The 19,956-nt window shown below is 55.2% G+C and carries 18 protein-coding genes and 1 pseudogene; 14 read left to right on the top strand and 5 right to left on the bottom strand.

The genetic code is table 11. From position 1 onward, the window contains the following. Positions 1-422: 422 nt before the first annotated feature. The 7 genes from ACTJKZ_RS05120 to ACTJKZ_RS05090 all read left to right on the top strand — a co-directional run bounded on the left by ACTJKZ_RS05120 (position 423) and on the right by ACTJKZ_RS05090 (position 9,397). Positions 423-2,780, top strand: a complete 2,358-nt coding sequence (locus ACTJKZ_RS05120; RefSeq protein WP_440829326.1) for a membrane-bound PQQ-dependent dehydrogenase, glucose/quinate/shikimate family — start codon at positions 423-425, stop codon at positions 2,778-2,780. A gap of 297 nt (positions 2,781-3,077) precedes the next feature. Beyond that, the gene (locus ACTJKZ_RS05115; protein WP_285085772.1) at positions 3,078-4,058 is read left to right on the top strand and encodes a TIM barrel protein; all 981 of its coding nucleotides are present in this window, start codon (positions 3,078-3,080) and stop codon (positions 4,056-4,058) included. Positions 4,059-4,113: 55 nt separating this feature from the next. Continuing rightward, a complete protein-coding gene (locus ACTJKZ_RS05110) occupies positions 4,114-5,154 on the top strand; it encodes a sugar ABC transporter substrate-binding protein (RefSeq protein WP_161734703.1) in 1,041 nt (346 codons plus the stop codon). Between the two features lie 16 nt (positions 5,155-5,170). Further along, positions 5,171-6,673, top strand: a complete 1,503-nt coding sequence (locus tag ACTJKZ_RS05105; protein ID WP_440829325.1) for a sugar ABC transporter ATP-binding protein — start codon at positions 5,171-5,173, stop codon at positions 6,671-6,673. Positions 6,674-6,705: 32 nt separating this feature from the next. Beyond that, positions 6,706-7,677 carry an ABC transporter permease gene (locus ACTJKZ_RS05100; RefSeq protein WP_260058185.1) on the top strand — a complete coding sequence of 324 codons (972 nt, stop codon included), beginning with the start codon at positions 6,706-6,708 and terminating at the stop codon, positions 7,675-7,677. Then, on the top strand, positions 7,677-8,534 hold the full coding sequence (locus ACTJKZ_RS05095) for a MurR/RpiR family transcriptional regulator (RefSeq protein ID WP_161734709.1): 858 nt from the start codon (positions 7,677-7,679) through the stop codon (positions 8,532-8,534). The genes ACTJKZ_RS05100 and ACTJKZ_RS05095 overlap by 1 nt, the downstream gene beginning before the upstream one ends. 2 nt (positions 8,535-8,536) lie before the next feature. Then, positions 8,537-9,397: a PfkB family carbohydrate kinase gene (locus ACTJKZ_RS05090; RefSeq protein WP_440829324.1), complete on the top strand. Its 861-nt coding sequence runs from the start codon at positions 8,537-8,539 to the stop codon at positions 9,395-9,397. 41 nt (positions 9,398-9,438) lie between these two features. On the opposite strand, the gene ACTJKZ_RS05085 is transcribed toward ACTJKZ_RS05090, so the two are convergent. After that, on the bottom strand, positions 9,439-10,470 hold the full coding sequence (locus tag ACTJKZ_RS05085; RefSeq protein WP_161734715.1) for an NADP-dependent oxidoreductase: 1,032 nt from the start codon (positions 10,468-10,470) through the stop codon (positions 9,439-9,441). A gap of 421 nt (positions 10,471-10,891) precedes the next feature. Here ACTJKZ_RS05085 and ACTJKZ_RS05080 point away from each other — a divergent pair, with 421 nt between their 5' ends. Then, positions 10,892-11,290, top strand: coding sequence for a VOC family protein (locus ACTJKZ_RS05080; protein ID WP_161734718.1), 399 nt, complete (start codon positions 10,892-10,894; stop codon positions 11,288-11,290). Positions 11,291-11,449: 159 nt separating this feature from the next. Continuing rightward, positions 11,450-11,929, top strand: coding sequence for a glutamate racemase (locus tag ACTJKZ_RS05075; protein ID WP_237566716.1), 480 nt, complete (start codon positions 11,450-11,452; stop codon positions 11,927-11,929). Here ACTJKZ_RS05075 and ACTJKZ_RS05070 read toward each other — a convergent pair. Then, a complete protein-coding gene (locus ACTJKZ_RS05070) occupies positions 11,922-12,671 on the bottom strand; it encodes a DeoR/GlpR family DNA-binding transcription regulator (protein WP_440829513.1) in 750 nt (249 codons plus the stop codon). The genes ACTJKZ_RS05075 and ACTJKZ_RS05070 overlap by 8 nt on opposite strands. Before the next feature lie 82 nt (positions 12,672-12,753). On the opposite strand from ACTJKZ_RS05070, the gene ACTJKZ_RS05065 reads away from it, so the two are divergent. Next, entirely contained in the window at positions 12,754-13,338 is a 585-nt protein-coding gene (locus ACTJKZ_RS05065) for an NUDIX domain-containing protein (protein WP_161734724.1), read from the top strand. A 42-nt stretch (positions 13,339-13,380) separates the two neighbouring features. On the opposite strand, the gene ACTJKZ_RS05060 is transcribed toward ACTJKZ_RS05065, so the two are convergent. Further along, positions 13,381-14,481, bottom strand: a complete 1,101-nt coding sequence (locus ACTJKZ_RS05060) for an NADH:flavin oxidoreductase/NADH oxidase (protein ID WP_161734727.1) — start codon at positions 14,479-14,481, stop codon at positions 13,381-13,383. 222 nt (positions 14,482-14,703) lie between these two features. Here ACTJKZ_RS05060 and ACTJKZ_RS05055 point away from each other — a divergent pair. After that, positions 14,704-15,002: pseudogene (locus ACTJKZ_RS05055) on the top strand (LysR family transcriptional regulator); the annotation flags it as partial. Between the two features lie 32 nt (positions 15,003-15,034). Here the strand turns inward: ACTJKZ_RS05055 and uraH are convergent. Continuing rightward, entirely contained in the window at positions 15,035-15,457 is a 423-nt protein-coding gene (uraH, locus tag ACTJKZ_RS05050; protein WP_222924034.1) for a hydroxyisourate hydrolase, read from the bottom strand. 527 nt (positions 15,458-15,984) lie between these two features. Further along, a complete protein-coding gene (locus tag ACTJKZ_RS05045; RefSeq protein WP_440829323.1) occupies positions 15,985-16,287 on the bottom strand; it encodes a hypothetical protein in 303 nt (100 codons plus the stop codon). A gap of 77 nt (positions 16,288-16,364) precedes the next feature. Between ACTJKZ_RS05045 and ACTJKZ_RS05040 the strand changes: the two genes are divergently transcribed. The 3 genes from ACTJKZ_RS05040 to ACTJKZ_RS05030 all read left to right on the top strand — a co-directional run bounded on the left by ACTJKZ_RS05040 (position 16,365) and on the right by ACTJKZ_RS05030 (position 19,801). Beyond that, on the top strand, positions 16,365-17,174 hold the full coding sequence (locus ACTJKZ_RS05040) for a thioredoxin domain-containing protein (RefSeq protein ID WP_440829322.1): 810 nt from the start codon (positions 16,365-16,367) through the stop codon (positions 17,172-17,174). A 374-nt stretch (positions 17,175-17,548) separates the two neighbouring features. Further along, positions 17,549-18,568 carry an alpha/beta hydrolase gene (locus ACTJKZ_RS05035; RefSeq protein WP_440829321.1) on the top strand — a complete coding sequence of 340 codons (1,020 nt, stop codon included), beginning with the start codon at positions 17,549-17,551 and terminating at the stop codon, positions 18,566-18,568. Positions 18,569-19,321: 753 nt separating this feature from the next. Further along, entirely contained in the window at positions 19,322-19,801 is a 480-nt protein-coding gene (locus tag ACTJKZ_RS05030; RefSeq protein WP_440829512.1) for a fimbria/pilus periplasmic chaperone, read from the top strand. Positions 19,802-19,956 lie beyond the last annotated feature (155 nt).

Below are 19,956 nucleotides of genomic sequence, written 5' to 3'. Positions count from 1 at the left end.
AGCACTGATCAGCAGACAGTTTAAAACTGCAGTGTATTAAGTTTTCTGCTTATAGCATTAAGAGCTTTTGCAGCACGGCGTGAATAAACCATTAGGCTTATTTGACACTTATTACCCCTGTTTGATCAGACTTAAGCTGGCGTTCATGAAGCGCAACGGGTCTGTCAGTTATTCACCTTTGAACAAAAGGTGCGATAACGCACGGCCTATCGTTAATTTTTTGTGATGGATATCGCGTATTTGGCCCTTAGGAAAGTAAATAAAGCGGTGGTAAAGCCTCTGCAGTCGACATTTCTAATAAATATTACTAATGATTTACGCCTGTACACGTTTTTACATATTTCTCATGTACGTTAAAATCTCGTTGAATTTATGTTTCCAGCTTAACTTTCTGATGACTGCTAATGACCCGAGGATGGATCATGATCAATAAAATAACCAGTGTAATCATGGTGATATTTGCTATCGCCCTGATTTACATGGGAGGACAACTTCTGCTTGCAGGAGGCAGCGCGTTTTATGCGTTGATGGGTGTGGGCGTTCTGCTCAGCGCGATTCTGCTGATGATGAACAAACGTAGTGCACTGACGCTGTATGCGCTGCTGATGTGGGTTACGCTGTTCTGGACGATCTGGGAAGTGGGCTTCGACAAATGGCAGTGGATCCCGCGCGGCGACCTGTTTGGCGTGCTGGGTCTCTGGCTGGCGCTGCCATGGGTGGTACGTCCTCTCTATCAGGGACAGCGTCGCTTCCATCCTTTCCTTGGCGGCTCAGTGGTGCTGATGGTGCTGCTGGTGATTGGCCTCTGCTTCTACGATCCGCTGCCGCAACAGGGCACCATTAACACCCAACGTAATAGTTCCGCGACCGGCGGTGCTACTGAAGAGTGGAACGCCTATGGCGGTACGACGGATGGCCAGCGTTTCTCGGCACTGAAGCAGATCACTAAAGATAACGTGAAAGATCTGGAAGTGGCCTGGACCTATCACACCGGCGATTTGCGCCAGGGTGATGATGCGACTGAATACACCTTTGAAGCGACACCGCTGAAAGCCAACGGCATGCTCTACTTCTGTACGCCGCACAATGAAGTCCATGCTCTTGATCCGGAAACCGGTGCGGTGAAGTGGAAAACAGCGCCGGATAAAAACCGCTCTTATCTGCAGCAGCACCAGACCTGTCGTGGCGTGAGCTACTTCGATGCCGGTCAACAGGCGGAGCAGCAGACAGGCGCATCCCCGGCTATCTGCCGTAAACGTATCTTTAATGCGACCACCGATGCCCGCCTGCTGGCGCTGGATGCCGATACCGGTAAAGCCTGTGCTGACTTTGGTGACAACGGCGTGGTAAACCTGCGCGCCAACATGGGCGAGGTGCGTCCGCACGCGCTGATGCAGACTGCCGCGCCACTGGTGGCAGGCAATCTGGTGATCGTTGGCGGTTCGGTGATGGATAACGGCTTCAACAGCGGCAACCCATCGGGTGTGATCCGTGCCTATGATGCCGTTACGGGTCGTCTGGTGTGGAACTTCGATCCGGCTAATCCGGATCACACCGCACCGGTCGCCGCAGGCGCAACCTATCCACAGGATACCCCGGTCGCCTGGGCCACCCTGAGCGCCGACCTGAAAAACGGCCTGGTTTATGTGCCGTTTGGTAACGCCTCGCCGGATGAAGTGGGACTTGAACGCGATCCCGCCAGCAACACTGAAAAATTCCGTGATGCGCTGGTGGCACTGGATCTGAAAACAGGAGCGTTCAAATGGCGTTATCAGAGTTCGAACCACGACCTCTGGGATCGCGATAACCCGTCACAGCCGTCGCTGGTGGACATCAACTATCAGGGCAAACCGCAACCGGCGGTGATCCTGCCGACGAAAACCGGCAACCTGTTTGTGCTGAACCGCCTGACCGGTGAGCCGGTTTACCCGGTAGAGCAGGTTAAGGTCTCCACGGATGGCATTAAGGGCGAACAGTACGCGGCGACCCAGCCGGTCTCCAGCCTGAACTTCATTCCGCAGCCGCTGACTGAGAAGTCGATGTGGGGCATTACGCCATTTGACCAGATGGCCTGTCGCACGACCTTCCGTGAGCTGCGTTATGATGGTAACCCTTGGACGCCGCCAACCGAGAAAGGCTCGCTGATCTTCCCGGGCAACATCGGGGTGTTTAACTGGGGTTCCGTGGCTGTTGATCCGCAGCGTCAGATGCTGATTGCGGCACCGGTGCGCCTGGCCTACAAATACAACCTGATTAAGCGCACGCCGGAAACCGAAACCCAGCGTACTTTCACCAAAGATGGCACGCCGTACTGGAATGAAAACTTCCACGGAGATTACGCTATCCACATCCAGCAGATGGCGTCGGGTCTGGGTATTCCCTGCATCGCGCCACCGTGGGGACGGATGGTCGGTGTGGATCTGACCACCGGCAAAACTGAATGGCTGCGTCGCGTCGGTACCACCAAAAACCTCAAGACCAGCTTCCTGCCTGGCCGCTTCCCGCTCGGTTTCCCGATGGGTATGGTGGCGCACGGCGGACCGCTGCTGACGGCGGGTGATCTGGTGTTCCACGGCGCAACGGCAGATAACTTCTTCCGTGCTTACGACAGCACCACTGGCGAACTGCTGTGGCAGACTGAACTGAGCGCGGGTGCGCAGGCCACGCCATCCACCTTTATGGGCAAAGATGGCAAGCAGTATGTGGTGATTGCCGCGGGCGGCCACGGCTCGCTCGGCACCACGGCGGGCGACAGCGTTGTCGCTTTCCGTCTGAAGTAATCCTGACCCGCTGAGCGCCGCCCCGGCGCTCAGCTTTTTTCACACCTCTGCCTGTCAGATCTCACGCCCGGCTTATCGCGACAACCTGTTGTATTTCATCTCAATTCTTTCATCTCCGTATTCACACCATCTGATAACGCATCGAAACCATTTCGTGACAGCGCTCCCGCTTTAACGATTTCTCCTGCCTGACAGACTTGCGCATTAAGCCGCGAGGCGTAGATTAATATATGACTTCACAATTAATCGTGAATACGAAAAGTACTTCACAATACGCACTCTGAAGGATTGATGCTCATGTCGGAACTGAAATTTGCTACCCGTCTTAACTCTTTCGCCTCGGGGGCGCACCTCTACTGGCCCGATCAGCAGGGCAAGCCCTCTGTGCTGCAGATGGTTGCCCGTGCAGGCAAGGTCAAAGGCTTAACGCATCTCGACCTCAACTATCCGCAACATCTCACCAGCGATATCGCCACACTGCGCCAGGCGATCAGTGATGCGGGTCTGGCCGTTAACGGTATGCAGATGCGCTGGGACGCGCCGCAGTTCAAAATCGGCGCGTTTACCCATCCCGACGCGAAAGTGCGTCGCGAAGCGATTGAACTGACCAAGCGCGGCATCGACGCGGGTCGGGAATTTGGTTCACGGCTGATGACGCTGTGGATGGGGCAGGACGGTTTCGATTACTGCTTCCAGGCGGACTATAAGAAAATCTGGGAGGATGCGGTCAGCGCCGTGCGTGAAGTGGCGGAGTATGCACCGGACGTTGACGTCAGCATCGAATATAAACCCAATGAGCCACGCGCCTACAGCATCTTTCCCAACGCCACCACCTGTCTGCTGGCTGTGGAAGAGGCGGGCTGCGCCAACCTGGGGATCACCCTGGATTTTGCTCATGTCCTGTTTGCCAATGAGATCCCGGCTTACGCCGCCGCCATGGTGGCGCGCCGCTCACGGCTGCTGGGGCTGGACCTTAATGACGGCTGGGGCAAGCGTGATGACGGCCTGATGGTCGGCTCAGTCAACCCACGCGCCACGCTGGAGTTTCTCTGGCAGATGCAGCGTGATGGCTACCGCGGTGCCTACTACTTCGATACCTTCCCGGATGCCAGCGGTCTTGACCCAATCCGTGAGGCAGAAAGCAATATTGCGACCGTGACCCGTCTGCTGAGGCTGTGTGACCAGCTGCACGACAACGCGGCGTTACTGGCGGCCATCGGGCGTCAGGATGCGGTGGCCTCTCAGCAGATCGTCAATGACATCATGCTGGCGCGCTGACAGCCGATTAATCATAAAAACATCACACCTCTACCCAACACCCTGAGAATAAAAAATGAAAAAACGCCTGCTTGCTCTTATCGCCTCCTCACTGCTCTGCAGCACGGTTTATGCGGCAGAACTGGCACCGCTGCAATCCGATACTGAACCGGATCGCACCGACTGGACCCAGCTCGACACCAGATATGGCGCACTGCCAAAAGTCGATAAGTCGCTGAAGATTGGTGGGGTATCGAAAACCCTGACCAATGAGTACTGGCGCTCACTCGGCCAGGGCTATCAGAACGTGGCGAAAAAGTATGGTTTCACTGTCGCTTATCAGGCGGCAGCCAATGAAGACGATCAGCTCGGTCAGCTCTCCATTGCGGAAACACTGATTTCGCAGGGCTTTAACGGCCTGCTGGTTTCGCCGCAGACCGATATCAACCTGGAGCCTGCACTGGAGAGTGCCAACAGTAAAAATATTCCGGTGGTGAACGTTAATGATGCAGTAATGCCGAATGCGCGCTACTACGTCGGCAACGTCCAGAAGGACAATGGCGTGCGGGTGGCGAAGTGGTTTATTCAGCACCATCCGCAGGGCGGCAAAGTGGCGGTGATTGAAGGGCAGCCAGGGGTTTATGCCGCCGGACAGCGCACCCGTGGCTTTAAAGAGACGCTGGACAGCGCAGGGAAGTTCACCATCGTGGCCAGCGTGCCCGCTAACTGGAGTCGCGAGCAGGCCTTTAACGCCGCATCGACCATTCTGCAGCAGCATCCTGATTTGATCGGCTTCTATGCCAACAACGACACCATGGCGCTGGGCGTGGTGGAGGCGGTACGCGCGCAGAACAAAGCGTCACAGGTGGCCATCTTTGGCACTGACGGTATTTCCGATGCCTACGCCTCGATTAAGCGCGGCGAGCTGACCGGCACGGTCGACAGTTTCCCGGTGCTGACCGGTGAAGTGGCGATGGACGTCATTATCCGTCTGATCAACGGACAGAAACTGTCGCGCGTTGTCTCGACACCTCAGGCGCTGATCACTAAAGAGAATGTCGAGGCGTTCTCAACCAAAGACAACAACCGGTTGCGTCAGCTGCTGGCTCAACAATAGGTCAGCGGGAGCGGGTATGGAACAGTTTCGCTTAATGATGTGTGGCATCAGCAAAAGTTACGGTAACGCCGCCGCGCTGCAGGAGGTCGATTTCTCAGTGCGGCCCGGCGAGGTGCACGCGCTGATTGGGGAAAACGGCGCGGGTAAGTCGACGCTGCTGAATATCCTCTCCGGCGTTCGCGGCGCGGACAGCGGAGAGATCAGCGTCAACGGAAACCGGGTGCAGATCCGCAGTCCGCTCAGCGCCCGTCAGGCCGGGATCGCGATGATCCACCAGGAGTTGCAGCATGTGCCTGAGCTTTCCGTGGCGCAGAACATGTTTCTGGGTCGCCCGCTGACCCGCGCCGGGGGCTGGTGGGTGGATAAAAAGGCCCAGCTGGCGCGGGCCACCCTGATTCTGAAGACGCTGGATCCCACTATCGATCCCGATACGCCGATCAGGAACCTCAAGGTATCGCAGCAGCAGATCGTTGAGATTGCCCGGGCGCTGCTGGATGACGCCAAAATCATCGCCATGGATGAACCGACCTCCAGCCTGACGCCACGCGAATTTGATCGGCTGGCGGAGCTGATTGGCGATCTGAAGTCGACCGGCGTTTCGCTGATCTATGTCTCGCACAAGATGAATGAGATTTTCCGGGTGTGCGACCGCGCCACCATTATGCGTGACGGAAAGCAGGTTGGGGTGGTCAACATCAGTGATGAGGATGAGGAGAGCATCGTCGCCAAAATGGTCGGACGGAAGATCGACAAGCTTGACCATCAGGCATTTGTCACCGATCGCGAAGTGCTGCGGGTAGAGGATCTGACGCGTGGCAATGAGGTGGTGGCGGCCAATTTCAGCGTTCGTGCGGGCGAAGTGCTGGGGATTGCCGGGCTGGTGGGTGCCGGGCGCACCGAACTGCTGAAGTTGATTGCTGGTATCGACCGGCGCACAGCTGGCAAGGTAAGCGTCAATGGCAACGCAGTGCAGAACCACAACGTGCGCGCGGCCATCAAAGCGGGCATTGGCCTGGTGCCGGAGGACCGTAAGAAAGAGGGCATTATCAAAGAGCGGGCGGTGAAGATGAATATGGCGCTGCCGTCGATGCACCGCTTCACGTCGGCGGGGCTGATGAACCAGGCCCGGCTGGACCGCGAGGCGTTGAAAGTTATGGGCGACCTGAAACTGCGCCCGCTCGACATTGAGAAAACCATCGGCACGCTGAGCGGCGGCAATCAGCAAAAAGTGATCATCGGCCGCTGGGTTGCGGCGGATGCCAATGTATTTCTGTTTGATGAGCCGACGCGCGGTATCGATATTGGTGCCAAGTCTGAAATCTATCACCTGATTGAAAAACTGGCCCAGGCGGGCAAAGCCATTGTGGTGGTGTCGTCAGAAATGACCGAGATCATGCGCATCTCCGATCGGGTGCTGGTGATGCGCGAGGGCCGGATAACCAAAGAGTTAACCGGCAGCGCGATCACCGAAGAGAACATTGCCCGTTATGCCATCAAAGATATCGACCAGACGGCCTGACCGCTTACCTGACACTATTTAAGGTTATAACTATGACAACTCACACATCTACCGGGCCGGGTACCCGACCTGCGCTGCGGCTTAAATTTAATCTGCGTGATGCCGGTACCTTAATTGGCTTACTGATTATCGTGGTGACATTTTCGTTTCTGTCACCGGTCTTTTTCACCCTGCCTAATCTGCTGAATATTCTGCAGCAGTCCTCCATCAACGCCCTGATCGCACTGGGCATGACGCTGGTGATTATCTCCGGCGGGATTGACCTCTCGGTCGGCCCCACTGCGGCGCTCTCTGCGGTGCTGGGTGCAACCCTGATGGCATCGGGCGTGCCGGTGCCGCTGGCGATCCTCGCGACGCTGGGTGTGGGCGCGATGTGCGGACTGTTCAGCGGCACGCTGATCGCCTATGCCGGGCTGCAGCCGTTTATTGTCACGCTGGGCGGCCTGTCGCTGTTCCGGGCCATTGCGCTGATCTACACCGGCGGCAATCCCATCTTCGGTATTCCGCTGGAATTTCGCAGCCTGATCAACAGTACGCTTTTCGGTATCCCCACGCCGATTGTGATTGTGGCAGTGATTGCGCTGCTGCTGTGGACGGTGATGAATAAGACCCCGCTGGGGGAATATATTCTGGCGATTGGCGGCAATGAAGAGGCGGCGCGGGTCGCAGGTGTGCCGGTTAAGCGCACCAAGGTCACGGTCTATATCTTCTCCGGCCTGCTGGCCTCACTGGCCTCGCTGATTCTGATTGGTCGTCTGGGGGCTGCCGAACCGACCATCGGCAACCTGTGGGAACTGGATGCGATTGCGGCGGCGGCGATTGGCGGTGCGTCGTTAATGGGCGGCAAGGGCAGTATCTTCGGGACGCTGATCGGCGTGGTTATCCTCGGTGCGTTACGTAATGGCTTGACCTTACTGAACATTCAGGCCTTTTACCAATTGCTCGCTACCGGCCTTATTATTATCATAGCGATGTTGATTGACCGGGCGACCCGAGGCAAGTAATGAAGCAAGATCCGCGAGCCATTGGCGCTCAGATTCGTATGCGTTTGCCCCAGCTGACGCCGTTAGAACGTCGGGTAGCTGAGGCGATAATTGCCCGAACCGACATTACCGAGCAATCCTCATTAAAGGAGATTGCGCGGGAGAATAATGTCTCTGAAGCGATGATCGTTAAGATTACCAAAAAACTTAACTTCACCGGCTTCAGGCATTTCAGAAGTGGCCTGATTTATTACAACCAGTCTGAAGTGGCAGGGCTGCATGCGGAAATTGAGCCGGATGATTCATCGGAGCAGTTGCTGGCCAAAGTTTTCAGAACCTCTATCCAGGCGATTGAAGAGACCTTATCGATTCTGGATGTTTCTGAATTCAATCGTGCGGCGGACATTATCTTTAAAGCGCGTCATATCGATCTCTACGCCGTGGGCGGTTCTGCCGCCGTGGCGCGGGACCTGTCACACAAGATGCTGAAGATTGGCATTAAGTCGACTGCCTATGACGACGCCCACATCATGCTGATGTCTGCCGCCGTGTTATCTGATGACGATGTGGTTATCGCCATCAGCCATTCGGGTGCTACGCGTGCGGTGAACGATCCGGTCAGACTGGCGGGAAGGAATGGCGCGAAGGTTATCGCCATTACCAACTACGCCGAATCCCCGATCGCGCAGAGTGCGCATGTGGTCCTCAATTCAACCTCTCAGGGATCGCATCTGCTGGGTGAAAACGCCGCGTCACGCATCGCCCAACTCAATATTCTGGATGCGCTGTTTGTCGCTATCGCCAAGAAAGATCTGAAGCGGGCGGAGAAGAACCTGATGAAAACCCAGCATGCGGTTCAGGATCTGCGGGAATTCTAGCTATGAGCAAAATTGCAGTCACCGGCAGTCTTCACTACGACATTATGCTGGATGCACACCATCGCCCGGAAAAAGGCGAAACCGTGATGGGCAGCGCCTGTCACTATAAGTTTGGTGGCAAGGGAGGTAATCAGGCCGTCGCAGCGGCACGCGCGGGTGCCACAGTGCGCTTTGCCGGTTCAGTGGGGCGCGATCAGCAGGGGCAATTCCTGCTGGATCATCTGCAGCAGGCGGGGGTCGATTGCACCGCCGTCAGCATCATTGATGCGCTTCCCTCCGGGATAAGCGTGGCGATTACCGATGCCGAAGGAGATTACGGTGCTGTGGTGGTCTCCAATGCCAATCAGCAGATCCCGCTGGAGACCTTTGTGCAACCCGGCTTCTGGCAGGAGGTGTCGCTGCTGGTGCTGCAAAATGAAGTCCCGGAAGCGGTGAACCTCTGTGCGGCCCAGGCGGCACAGCAGCGGGGGATTACGGTCTGCGTCAATGCCGCGCCCGCCCGGCCGTTGTCAGCCGCGTTTGAAAACTGTATCGATCTGCTGGTGGTGAACGCCATTGAAGCGCGCGATATGTGCGGGATTAGCGTGCAGGATTTGACGTCGGCGCGCTCAGCGGCAGAATCGCTGGCCAGCCGGTTTGCCAGAGTGGTGGTTACCGCTGGTGAACATGGTGTGGCTTACAGCGAGGCGGGAGAGACGCATACACTGGCGGCGCAGAAGGTGACACTGGTCAGCACCCACGGTGCCGGGGATTGTTTTGTCGGCGTGTTGTGTCAGCGCCTGAGTAGCGGGGTAACGCTGGCAGAAGCGGTGAGTGCGGCAAATCGTGCAGCTGCCGAACACGTTTCCCGGCAGCCGCACTGATTAATGGCGTGCCACGTCAATGACGTGGCACGCTAACGTCATCAGGCGCCGACGTTCACCACGGTTTTACCGAAGTTTTTGCCATTCAGCATATCGATAAACGCCTGTGGCGCGTTCTCTAACCCTTCAATCATGTGCTCGCGATAGTGGATTTTTTTGCTCTCCACCAGCGGACGCATCGCCTCCAGGAACTCCGGATAACGGTCACCGTAATCCTGGAAGATGATAAAGCCCTGCATACGGATGCGGCGCTTCAGAATGCCCGCCATGATCAGTGAGGTTCTGTCCGGGCCTTCCGGCAGCTCACGCTGGCTGTAAGCCGAGACCAGACCACAGACCGGCACGCGCGCAGCGGTGTTCAGCAGCGGGAACACGGCATCAAACACTTTGCCGCCGACGTTTTCGAAGTAGATATCGATGCCATCCGGGCAGGCATTTTTCAGCTGCTCTTCAAAGTCGGCACTGTGGTGATCGAGGCAGGCATCAAAGCCCAGCGTATCGACCGCGAAACGGCATTTCTCTTCACCGCCCGCCACACCGACGACACGGCAGCCTTTCTGTTTACCCAACTGACCAACTGTTGCGCCTACCGGACCGGTTGCGGCGGCAACGACGAGGGTTTCACCCGCTTTTGGCTGACCGATATCCATCAGGCCCATATAGGCGGTAAAGCCTGGCATCCCGAGAATGCCCAGCGCCCATGACGGATGTGGCAGATCGTTGCCCAGCTTCGCAATCTCTTTGCCATCGGAGACGGCATATTCCTGCCAGCCGCTCTGCGCCAGCACCCAGTCACCGGTTTTAAACTCGCTGTTTTTCGATTCGACGACCTGACAGACGGTGCCGCCCACCATCGGCTGATCCAGCTCTGCCGGCGCGGCGTAGGATTTACCCTCGTCCATCCGGCCACGCATGTAGGGGTCAAGCGAGAGATAGATGGTCTTCAGCAGCAGTTCACCCTCTTTGATTTCCGGGACGGGCTGGGCCACATGGCGGAAATTCTCTTTGGTCGGCTCACCGTGAGGGCGTGAAGCCAGTAACCAGGCGTGGTTCTGGGTTGCTTGTTCAGTCATATTGTCATCCTTTTATAGCCGGGCAATGCTCAGGGCATCACCATATGAATACCGGGAAAGTGTAGATGACAGCGGCGGGAATGCGTTTAACGCTGTGAGCGGTAAGCATGATTTACCGATAACAGCGCATAAGGTGCTAACCGCGGGGACACCGCGGATGCAGGACCATTCATGTCGCGGGTTCAGACTGACGGCTGTTCACATCCGCTTGCAAAAAAACGGGCAGGCGAGTCTTCAGCCGTGCGGTATGACACGCATTACGCGAAGTAAACGCGGGTTGACTGTCAGCTCCCTCCCAAATCCGCTAAAGCGGGCTTTTTATGCCTTCAATTTATGGACATGGAAAGTTGCTGCGCATCCGGCGTCACGGGTAGCTCTGAAGATTGTGATAAATATCAGGGAATTTTACAGGGAGAGAACCATGATTATCCAGCATCTGCGTATTGCCCGACCGGTGACAGACCTGACGCAAAGCAGTCAGAGCTATTGCCACGGGCTGGGGTTGCAAGAAATCGGTGAGTTTACCGATCATCAGGGGTTCAGTGGCGTGATGCTGGGCGCTGAAGGGCTGGGCTGGCATCTCGAATTCACGCTCTGTCACACGCATCCCGTCCGGCCATCGCCAACGGATGAGGACCTGCTGGTGCTCTACATTCCGCAACGGCCTGACTGGCTGGCCCGATGTGCCTGTATGGATGAGGCAGGATTTCTGCGGGTTCCTGCATTTAATCCTTACTGGGATCAACGGGGCGTGACATTTAGCGACAAGGATGGTTATCGTGTTGTTATCCAGCATGCAGCCTGGCAATCCGCAATCTGACGTGTAACGGAGCTCACCCTGAACATTCTTTGCTTTCACACCGCGGCCAGTAATATCGCAATATTTGATGATGCCGCCAGCGCACTGGCATATGAGACGTCGCCGCTGAATCATCTGGTAATGCCTGCGCTGCTGGCAGAAGCGGAATGCAGCGGCGGGATGACAACTGGATTACGCCGCCGTATTGCCCAAATGATTGAAACGCTGCTGCCGCAGTTCGATGCGGTGCTGATCACCTGCTCGACGCTGGGGCCGGTTGCCGGTGATTTCAGCGCGCAGGATCGGGTTATGCGCACCGACGGGATGTTAGCGGAGGCGCTGCAGCGGCAGGCAGGGCGGACAGTCGCGCTCTGTGCGGCAGAATCAACACTGGCGGCGACGCGGACGCTCTTCTGCCAGCGGGGCAGCCAGACAGAGATTGCGCTGGTGGAGGGCGCGTGGGCGGCGTTTAAAGCGGGGGACACAACACGATACTTTGCACTGATTGCGGCAGCCGCCGAGCAGGCGTATCAGCAGGGAGCCATTGCGGTGGCTTTGGCGCAAAGCTCAATGACGCCGGTTGCCCTGCAGTTTCCCGCGGCACGGCGACCGCTGACAGGCCCGCATCTTGCGCTGCACGCCTGCTACGAACTCAGATGATCGTCACACCCTGCTGGCTCAGCGCCAGTTGCAGCGCGTTGTCCGGCTGCGTTTCTACAATCAGCGTGCTGGCCAGTGACAGATCGCCAATGGCAAAGGCGGAGGCGGAATTCAGCTTTTCGGCTGATGCCAGCACCACGGTTTCTGCTGCACGTCCTGCCAGCGCACGCTTCACCGTCGCCTCTTCGTAATTGCCGGTGGTCAGCCCGGCCGCCGGATGCACACCGGTCACGCCCATAAAAAAGAGATCGGCATTAATGCGGTTGATCGATTCCAGCATTGATGCGCCCACCGTCACCACTGAATGCTTATAGAGCTGCCCGCCAACCATAATGATCTCCACCAGTGGATGATCGGCTAATGCCAGCGCCACGCTGGGACTGTGGGTGATGGCGGTAAAGCTCAGCGCTGCGGGTAACTGTCGCACCAGTTCCGCGCTGGTGGTCCCGCCATCAATCAGCACAATCTGTCCCGGCTGGATCAGCGAGATTGCCTTCTGCGCGATAACCTGCTTTGAGGCGGTCTGCACGCTTTTGCGCGTTTCAAAGGTGGCCAGCGCAGCGGAAACCGGCAGGGCACCGCCATGCACCCGCTGCAATAAGCCTTCAGCCGCCAGTTCACGCAGGTCGCGGCGGATAGAGTCTTCGGAGAGGCCAAAGCGCTGGCTGAGGTCGCGCGATTGCACCTGTTTTTCCTGGGCGAGCAGGGCAAGAATCGTCTGTTTTCGCTGGCGGGATAGCATGACTGGCCTTTGCATGTTTTTTCTTGAAGTTGCACGATTTTGCATGATAGCGTGATAGCTGTCTACTATACTGGAGAGCATCATGCAGCAGAACCATCCCCGCGTGCGCATCATCAATGAGCAGTTGCTGTCAGATAACTGGTATACCCTGAAGAAATATACCTTCTCGCTGCTGCGCCGTGACGGCCGCTGGCAGGAGCAGAGCCGTGAAGCCTATGACCGCGGTAACGGCGCAGTGATCCTGCTCTACAACCGTGACAAACGTACGGTGGTGCTGACCCGTCAGTTTCGCTTTCCGGTTTTCCTGAATGGACATGATGGCTTTCTGATTGAAGCGGCCGCCGGTCTGCTGGATAACGCCTCGCCCGAAGCGCGTATTGTTGCCGAAGCGGAAGAGGAGACGGGTTTTCGCGTCAGCCATGTTCAGAAGGTGTTTGAAGCCTTTATGAGCCCCGGCTCGGTGACGGAGAAGCTCTATTTCTTTATTGCTGAGTATGACGATCAGCACCGCAGCGGCGAAGGCGGCGGAATTGCGGAAGAGGGTGAGGATATCGAGGTGCTGGCTCTCGATTTTGATCAGGCGTTACAGGCCATCGATCAGGGCAGGATTGTGGATGCTAAAACCATCATGCTGCTGCAGCATCTGCGACTCAAAGGTATCTTATAAGAAAGCGGGCAGAGCAACGTCTATGTGTTCTGCCCGTAAAGCTTACTGATCCTGCGTCAGAATGCCTTTAACATCATGTGGCTCAGAACGCAGATATTGCGGCGGAACCTGGACTTTGCCTTCCAGCACAGCCGCAGCGTGCCACGGCCAGCGTGGATCGTAGAGAATACCGCGCGCCAGTGCGACCAGATCGGCATCGCCCTGTTGAAGCACACCTTCCGCCTGCTGCGGTTCAGTAATCAGGCCAACCGCAATCACCGGAATCGACACCTGTTCACGGATATCGCGTGAGAACGGCACCTGGTAGTTAGGCCCCACGCTGATTTTCTGATCTTCCGACAGACCCCCACTTGAGACGTGGATATAGGCGCAGTTCAGCGCTTCCAGCTCACGTGAAAAGGCGATCGACTGCTCGATTTCCCAGCCGCCTTCGACCCAGTCCGTAGCAGAAATACGCACGCCTACCGGCACGGACGCGGGTACGGCTTCACGGACGGCTTTGAACACCTCCAGTGGGAAGCGCATACGGTTTTCCAGCGAGCCGCCATATTCATCACTGCGCTGATTCGACAGCGGCGACAGGAACTGATGCAGCAGATAGCCGTGTGCGGCATGGACTTCGATCAGCTCAATATCCAGACGCACCGCGCGTCGGGCGCTATCGACAAAGGCCTGTTTTACCCGCGCCAGATCGTCAGTGCTCATGGCAACCGGCTTCACTTCATCCGCGCTGTAGCTCAGTGCGGACGGTGCCACGGTTTGCCAGCCGCCGGCTTCAGGTGCAATCTGCTTACCGCCTTCCCAGGGTACGGCACACGACGCTTTGCGGCCCGCATGGCCGAGCTGAATGCCCACCGGAATAGAGGAGTAGCGGCGCACATCTTCCAGCACCGTTTTCAGCGCAGCTTCATTGTCATCATTCCACAAGCCCAAATCGCCGGGAGAGATACGGCCAATATCCTCTACGGCGGTGGCTTCAATAATCATCAGACCTGCGCCTGAAAAGGCCAGCTGGCCAAGATGGATACGATGCCAGGCGGTGGCATTGCCTGCTTCAGCGGAGTACTGGCACATCGGCGCAATCACAATGCGATTATCCAGCGTAAGTTCGCCCAGCGAGACAGTGGAAAAAAGTTGGCTCATGTTATCTCCATGGTTTTATGACTGACGTGACAGGCAATAACTATAGCGGGGGATTGGAGAGACCGGGGTTAATGCAACGTGACATTTTATGACTACGTACCGGGTAACGGGTAGATTGCAGCAATCCCTGCGGGTTCTGAAGCAGGGACTGATACGTTAATGGTTCAGCCAGGCTGTACTGTGCAGGTCTGGCTGAACCGGGAGTTTGTCGCGGAAGCTTCGTTACGGTTCGAACGTCAGGGAGTGAAAGTTAAGATCACCAGAGCGCATCGTATTGGCGTCAATGAGAGTAACGGGCATCTGGCCGCGGGACTGGCTGGGCAGGGTTCATTAAGACGTTCAGCTATTCGCTGTCATCAATTTTGCGGCAGGGTGACATGGTGGAGATCCTGCGCGACTGGCGTCCAGCGGGTTATTCGTTTCATCGGGTTTATCCGCAAAACCGGCACGTGAAGCAACGGTTACGGGGGGTTATCGACTGGCTGGTGGCGTGCTTTCCGGCGCGGGTTGCAGAAGAGTGAGGATCCGGCACCTGAGTGCCGGATTGGGCAAATTAGTTGCCGCGATAGGTTGAGTAACCAAACGGGCTCAGCAGTAACGGGATATGGTAGTGCTCACCGCTGGCGTCCATGTTGAACTCAACCGGGATCTCAGGGAAGAAGGTTTTCTGATTGGTTTTTTTATAAAAGTCACCGGTTTTAAACACGACACGGTAGCTGCCCGCGCTGGCCGTTTTGTCCTGCGGGAACAGGGCGCTGATGCGACCATTGTTATCGGTGACGCCTGATGCCAGTTTCACCCAGTTATCCTGCTGCTTCTGATCCAGTTCAACTTCAATACCGGCTGTTGGCTGGCCGGTTTGCAGATTAAGAACGTGCACGCTCAGTGGATTTTTAGCGGTAGCAGGCTGAGCTGCGATAGCGGATGCGCCAGAGGTCATCAGTAATGTTGCAATCAAAGCATATGAAGTTTTCATCAATGTTTCCTTTATTGATTGGTTGAAGTCGGATGACAGTTCAGAAAGAGTAATGCGCCTGAGGGCAAAGAGATATTCAGCCGCAGGAAATGTGAAATTTCTGAGAAGAGACACACTTTTTTAGTTACATCATACAAATATCAAATATAAACCTCAGACCTGCTTCAGTGCAGACAGTGCTTACCAGAATAAAAGTTCATGTTAAACCACTTCTCAATTCTGTCCTGAAAGCAGGGCGTTAACGGGTATGAATTGTCTTTATATGACGTGAGTCAATAAGTTACAGGCTTCACTAATGAAAATAGCCAGAGCGGCGCTGCACCCAGAGTAGCGCCGCTCTTTTTTATTACTCCTGCTGTCCTGATCCGGCATGGCAGCGCAGAGAATCCCTTCCTGGCAATGCCGGTAATCATTATCAGAAGGCATCAGGACGATGGCTATCGCCATACCACATAAACAACCCTATTCAGGACGACAAGCAATGAGAATGCGTAAACTGGCGCTGGCCCTTATGTTACTGGCAGGCGCTACTGATGTTTCAACGGCAATGGCGACGGAGTTATCGACTGCCGATCCCGCCTTAAATAGCCCGGTGAATACCCAGCCTGCACCTGCAGCAGCAGCGGTTTCGCAACCGGAGGCGAGCCCGCTATCGCCAGCCAGTACTGAAGCACCAGCCGCGACAACAACCGCTGCTGCATCGCAGCAACCGGCTGGTTCTGTAGCGACAACTTCATCCAGCCCAATATCAGAGCAGCAATCCGTCGCAACGGTGCCAGAAGCTGCATCCGGTTCAGCGCCGGCAACGCAGCAGGCTGAGACTTCTGCACCGGTTCAGCCCCAAGCGGACAGTAATCAACCGTCACCGGCTACAAAACCAACAGCTGATTCATCTTCCGGGGCAGAAATGAGTGAGCCACATCCGGCAGTAACCTCAGAGCAGCAGGCCACAGACGAAAACACCTCGAAAAAGCCTGCCCGGACTCAAGCTGCCGCCGATGAACCGCTGTTTACACCTGAACAGGAAGCCCGTATTGGCGAGATAGCGCAAGCCTGGCTGCTGAAGCATCCGGAATTACTGGTTGAAGTGGATCAGAAACTGCAGAAAATTCAGTATGACGAGCAGATGAAAGCGATGACCACTGCGGTAATTAAACATCAGGATGAATTGCTGAATGATAAAACGGTACCTGCTATTGGGCCTGAGAACGCTAAAGTCGCGGTTATAGAATTCTTCGATTATCAGTGCAGCGTCTGTGCCCGTCAGGCCCCCGTTATTCAGTCACTGATGAAAGCGAATCCCCAGGTACGCTTTATCTTTAGAGAGTGGCCCATTTTTGGCTATCGCTGGAAATCCTCTTTTGAAGCAGCCGAAACAGGTTTAAGAATCTGGCAGCAAAAGGGCGGCGATGCCTATATGAGTTACCACAATGCACTGTTTGCCAGTGGTCATATTGAAGGGGCGCTGACGCATAAAGATGTCACTAAGGCGGCTTCTGCAGCGGGTGCCGGTAAGTTAAAAAACAGCGATATGCTCGGGTCATTGTCGCGCACGGATATCCTGGCGAAAAATTCAGGCTTTCAGGGCACGCCGGGAATCATTGTGATGCCTGTAGCGGGTGCGACCGAAGAGACCGTAACGGTATTCCCTGGTGGCGCCATGGAATCGATGCTGCAGGATGCGATCGATAAAGCTCAGGGTCAGGCCGGCCACTAACAACGGCATACAGAATCATCTCGTCAGTTATCAACTGCCGGACATGTATCGACGGTCTGACCGAGACAGGGTGTATAACCGAACGGACTCAGCAGCGGGATAGGGTAGCGAGCACCGTTGGCGTGCATGCTGAACTTAACCAGAAAAAACACTATGCTTTTAACGTTTTTCAGACGCTCAGGCGTCGCGCTTGATTGCTGAAAATCGATACAGATAGCAGCAAAGTAGCCTGTTAATAACGAAAATAATCAGAGAGGGTAAAAGTGCCACATAAATAGCGTGCTATTTAGTAGTTTACAATCTAGATTCGTCGTGTCATTGTCCTGCCAACCAGATAGCACACTACTTAATAGCAAGTTAATTGGAATCCTGTGATGAAAATGAAACTGATCGCCAGTGCATTATTGTTAGCCAGCCAGATGAGTACCGCGTTTGCTGCACCCTCTGAAAACAGTCCGCAACCGACTGCAGGCGTGGCCGCTTTCCTGAAGGCGCTCAACAGCGGAAATGGTAAACCGATTGAGCAACTCTCCGTCAAAGATGCCCGAGCGGTATTAACGGGTGCGCAGAAGGGCACAGAACTGCCGCCGGCACAGGTTTCACAGAAGATCATCACCGTACAGGGCAAGCCTCTGACGCTGACCATCGTTAAGCCCGAGCACGCCAGCAGCACCTTGCCGGTGTTTATGTTCTTCCACGGCGGTGGCTGGGTGCTGGGTGATTTTCCGACCCATGAGCGACTGGTACGTGACATGGTGAATGCATCCGGCGCTGCTGCGGTATTTGTCAATTATCAACCATCGCCAGAAGCCCATTTCCCGGTGGCAATTACTCAGGCCTATGAAGCCACTAAATGGGTCGCCGAACATGGCGCTGAAATTGGCGTTGACGGGAAACGTCTGGCGCTGGTCGGTAATAGCGTTGGCGGTAACATGGTGGCGGCGGTTGCCTTGCAGGCGAAACAGTTTAAAACGCCAACCATCCGTTATGATGTGATGCTGTGGCCAGTTACCGATGCGCGTTTCGACACCGCGTCGTATGATCAATTTGCTGACGGACATTTCCTGACGAAGAACATGATGAAGTGGTTCTGGGATAACTATACCGTTTCGGAAAAAGATCGTAATAACATCCTGGCATCACCATTGCGTGCCACCACTGAACAGCTGAAGGGGCTGCCGCCAACGCTGATTCAGACTGCAGAGCTGGATGTGTTACGTGATGAAGGTGAAGCGTTCGGTCGTAAGCTGGATGCAGCAGGCGTGCCGGTTACCGTGACGCGTTACAATGGCATGATTCATGATTACGGTTTGCTTAACGCGTTAAGTCAGGAACCCACGGTCAGAACGGCCATTAATCAGGCGGGTGAAGAGTTGCGTTCGCATCTCAAATAACTGACCGATCATGAATCCAACCCCGGACCGAATCGTCGTCCGGGGTTCTTACCAGACGGGAAGTTTGAAGGAATCAGTTCGAAGACGCAGGGCAGAGCGATTGCCGGAACACCAGGAAAGAACGGAGCAGTATCGAAGTGATAAGTGCGCTGTTAATATCTTATTTAACATAATATACATTATGCGCACACTCATTATGGCCGGAAGCGTGATGCTCTGTTGTATGGTCTGCTCACCATTTTGGGCTGATCCTGACGGTTTTCCTCTTTACAGCAAAATCTGTCAGAAACGATCACAATGTCTGCCTGGCCTTGTTATTGTCGCTTACTCTGTTCCGAAACTGAAATAATGTGATGCTACTTATTCAGCATGGCTTTCCCTGCGGGACAGCTTCTTCTGTGACGCTACACGCTATCCTCTTACCAACAAATCTGATGTCGAAAATGTGCAGTCGGACGATGCGATGACGGCTTCGCCCTTTGCGGCTGGCTGAATGCACTGCTGCGTATTCTGACCGTTTCTCTGCTCAGGTGCTTTGCACAACTTAAGCAGTGACGTCGCTACGTGAAAATTAGCGCATTCATCAGGGCTGTCGGCCACAAAAATGCTGTAGAGGCGTCTATACATCACCGCTTTATGTTCATCCTCATAGTCTGCCGTGCAAACCACTAAGTTGTCGTAAACGCGTCCACGTGTAACTACGCTTTCTTCACTCCGTTCCTTGCCAGGTTAATCCTGTAATAAGCAAGAGTCATAGTCATACCGCCGGTGGTAAAAATGTATCCGGAAGAAATGCGATCGTTGCGTCTGTTACTTACTTCACGTCAGGGGCTGCCCGCGGACAAAGAGAGCCTCTACTGGTTAAATATTTATCAGATCCCTGCGCTGAAAAAAGAGCTTAACGCGGCTGAACGTAACGTGGTGTTACCGCTACGAATCCGGCTAAAAATCTTTATCCGGCCTGAGGGACTAAACGCCCCGCTGACCACCGATCCGGAAAAGCTCCGTTTCGCGGTAAAGGGAAATAAAATCGCCATAACGAATCCTACTCCCTGGTTCATGAGCTTGAATGTCTATTCTGAAGGTCAGCAATCAATAAAAAATCTCACTCTTGCCCCACAATCTGATGCTTATATTGACAGTCACACTCCGCCGAAACCCGGTGAGTCAGTGAGTTATGCGGTGATCAATGACCAGGGGATTCCGGTTAATTACACGACAATCTTGAAGTAACCGGACGGGAGTGCCATCTGCCAACAGGCAGAGTGCACATAAAACCGACCTTTTGCGGCAGTCCTGGGCGTCGCTACATGAATTCTGCGCATCTGATGGGGCTGGCAGTAGGCAGAATTTACCTGTGCATGGCGTTTTGAGAGGCTCATGAGGCG

Origin of the sequence: Pantoea sp. 22096 (assembly GCF_052045955.1) — a bacterium.
Classification (GTDB): Bacteria; Pseudomonadota; Gammaproteobacteria; order Enterobacterales; family Enterobacteriaceae; genus Pantoea; species Pantoea alfalfae.
Note: the sequence above shows the minus strand (reverse complement) of the source record. Positions and strands in the feature narration are given on the sequence as shown.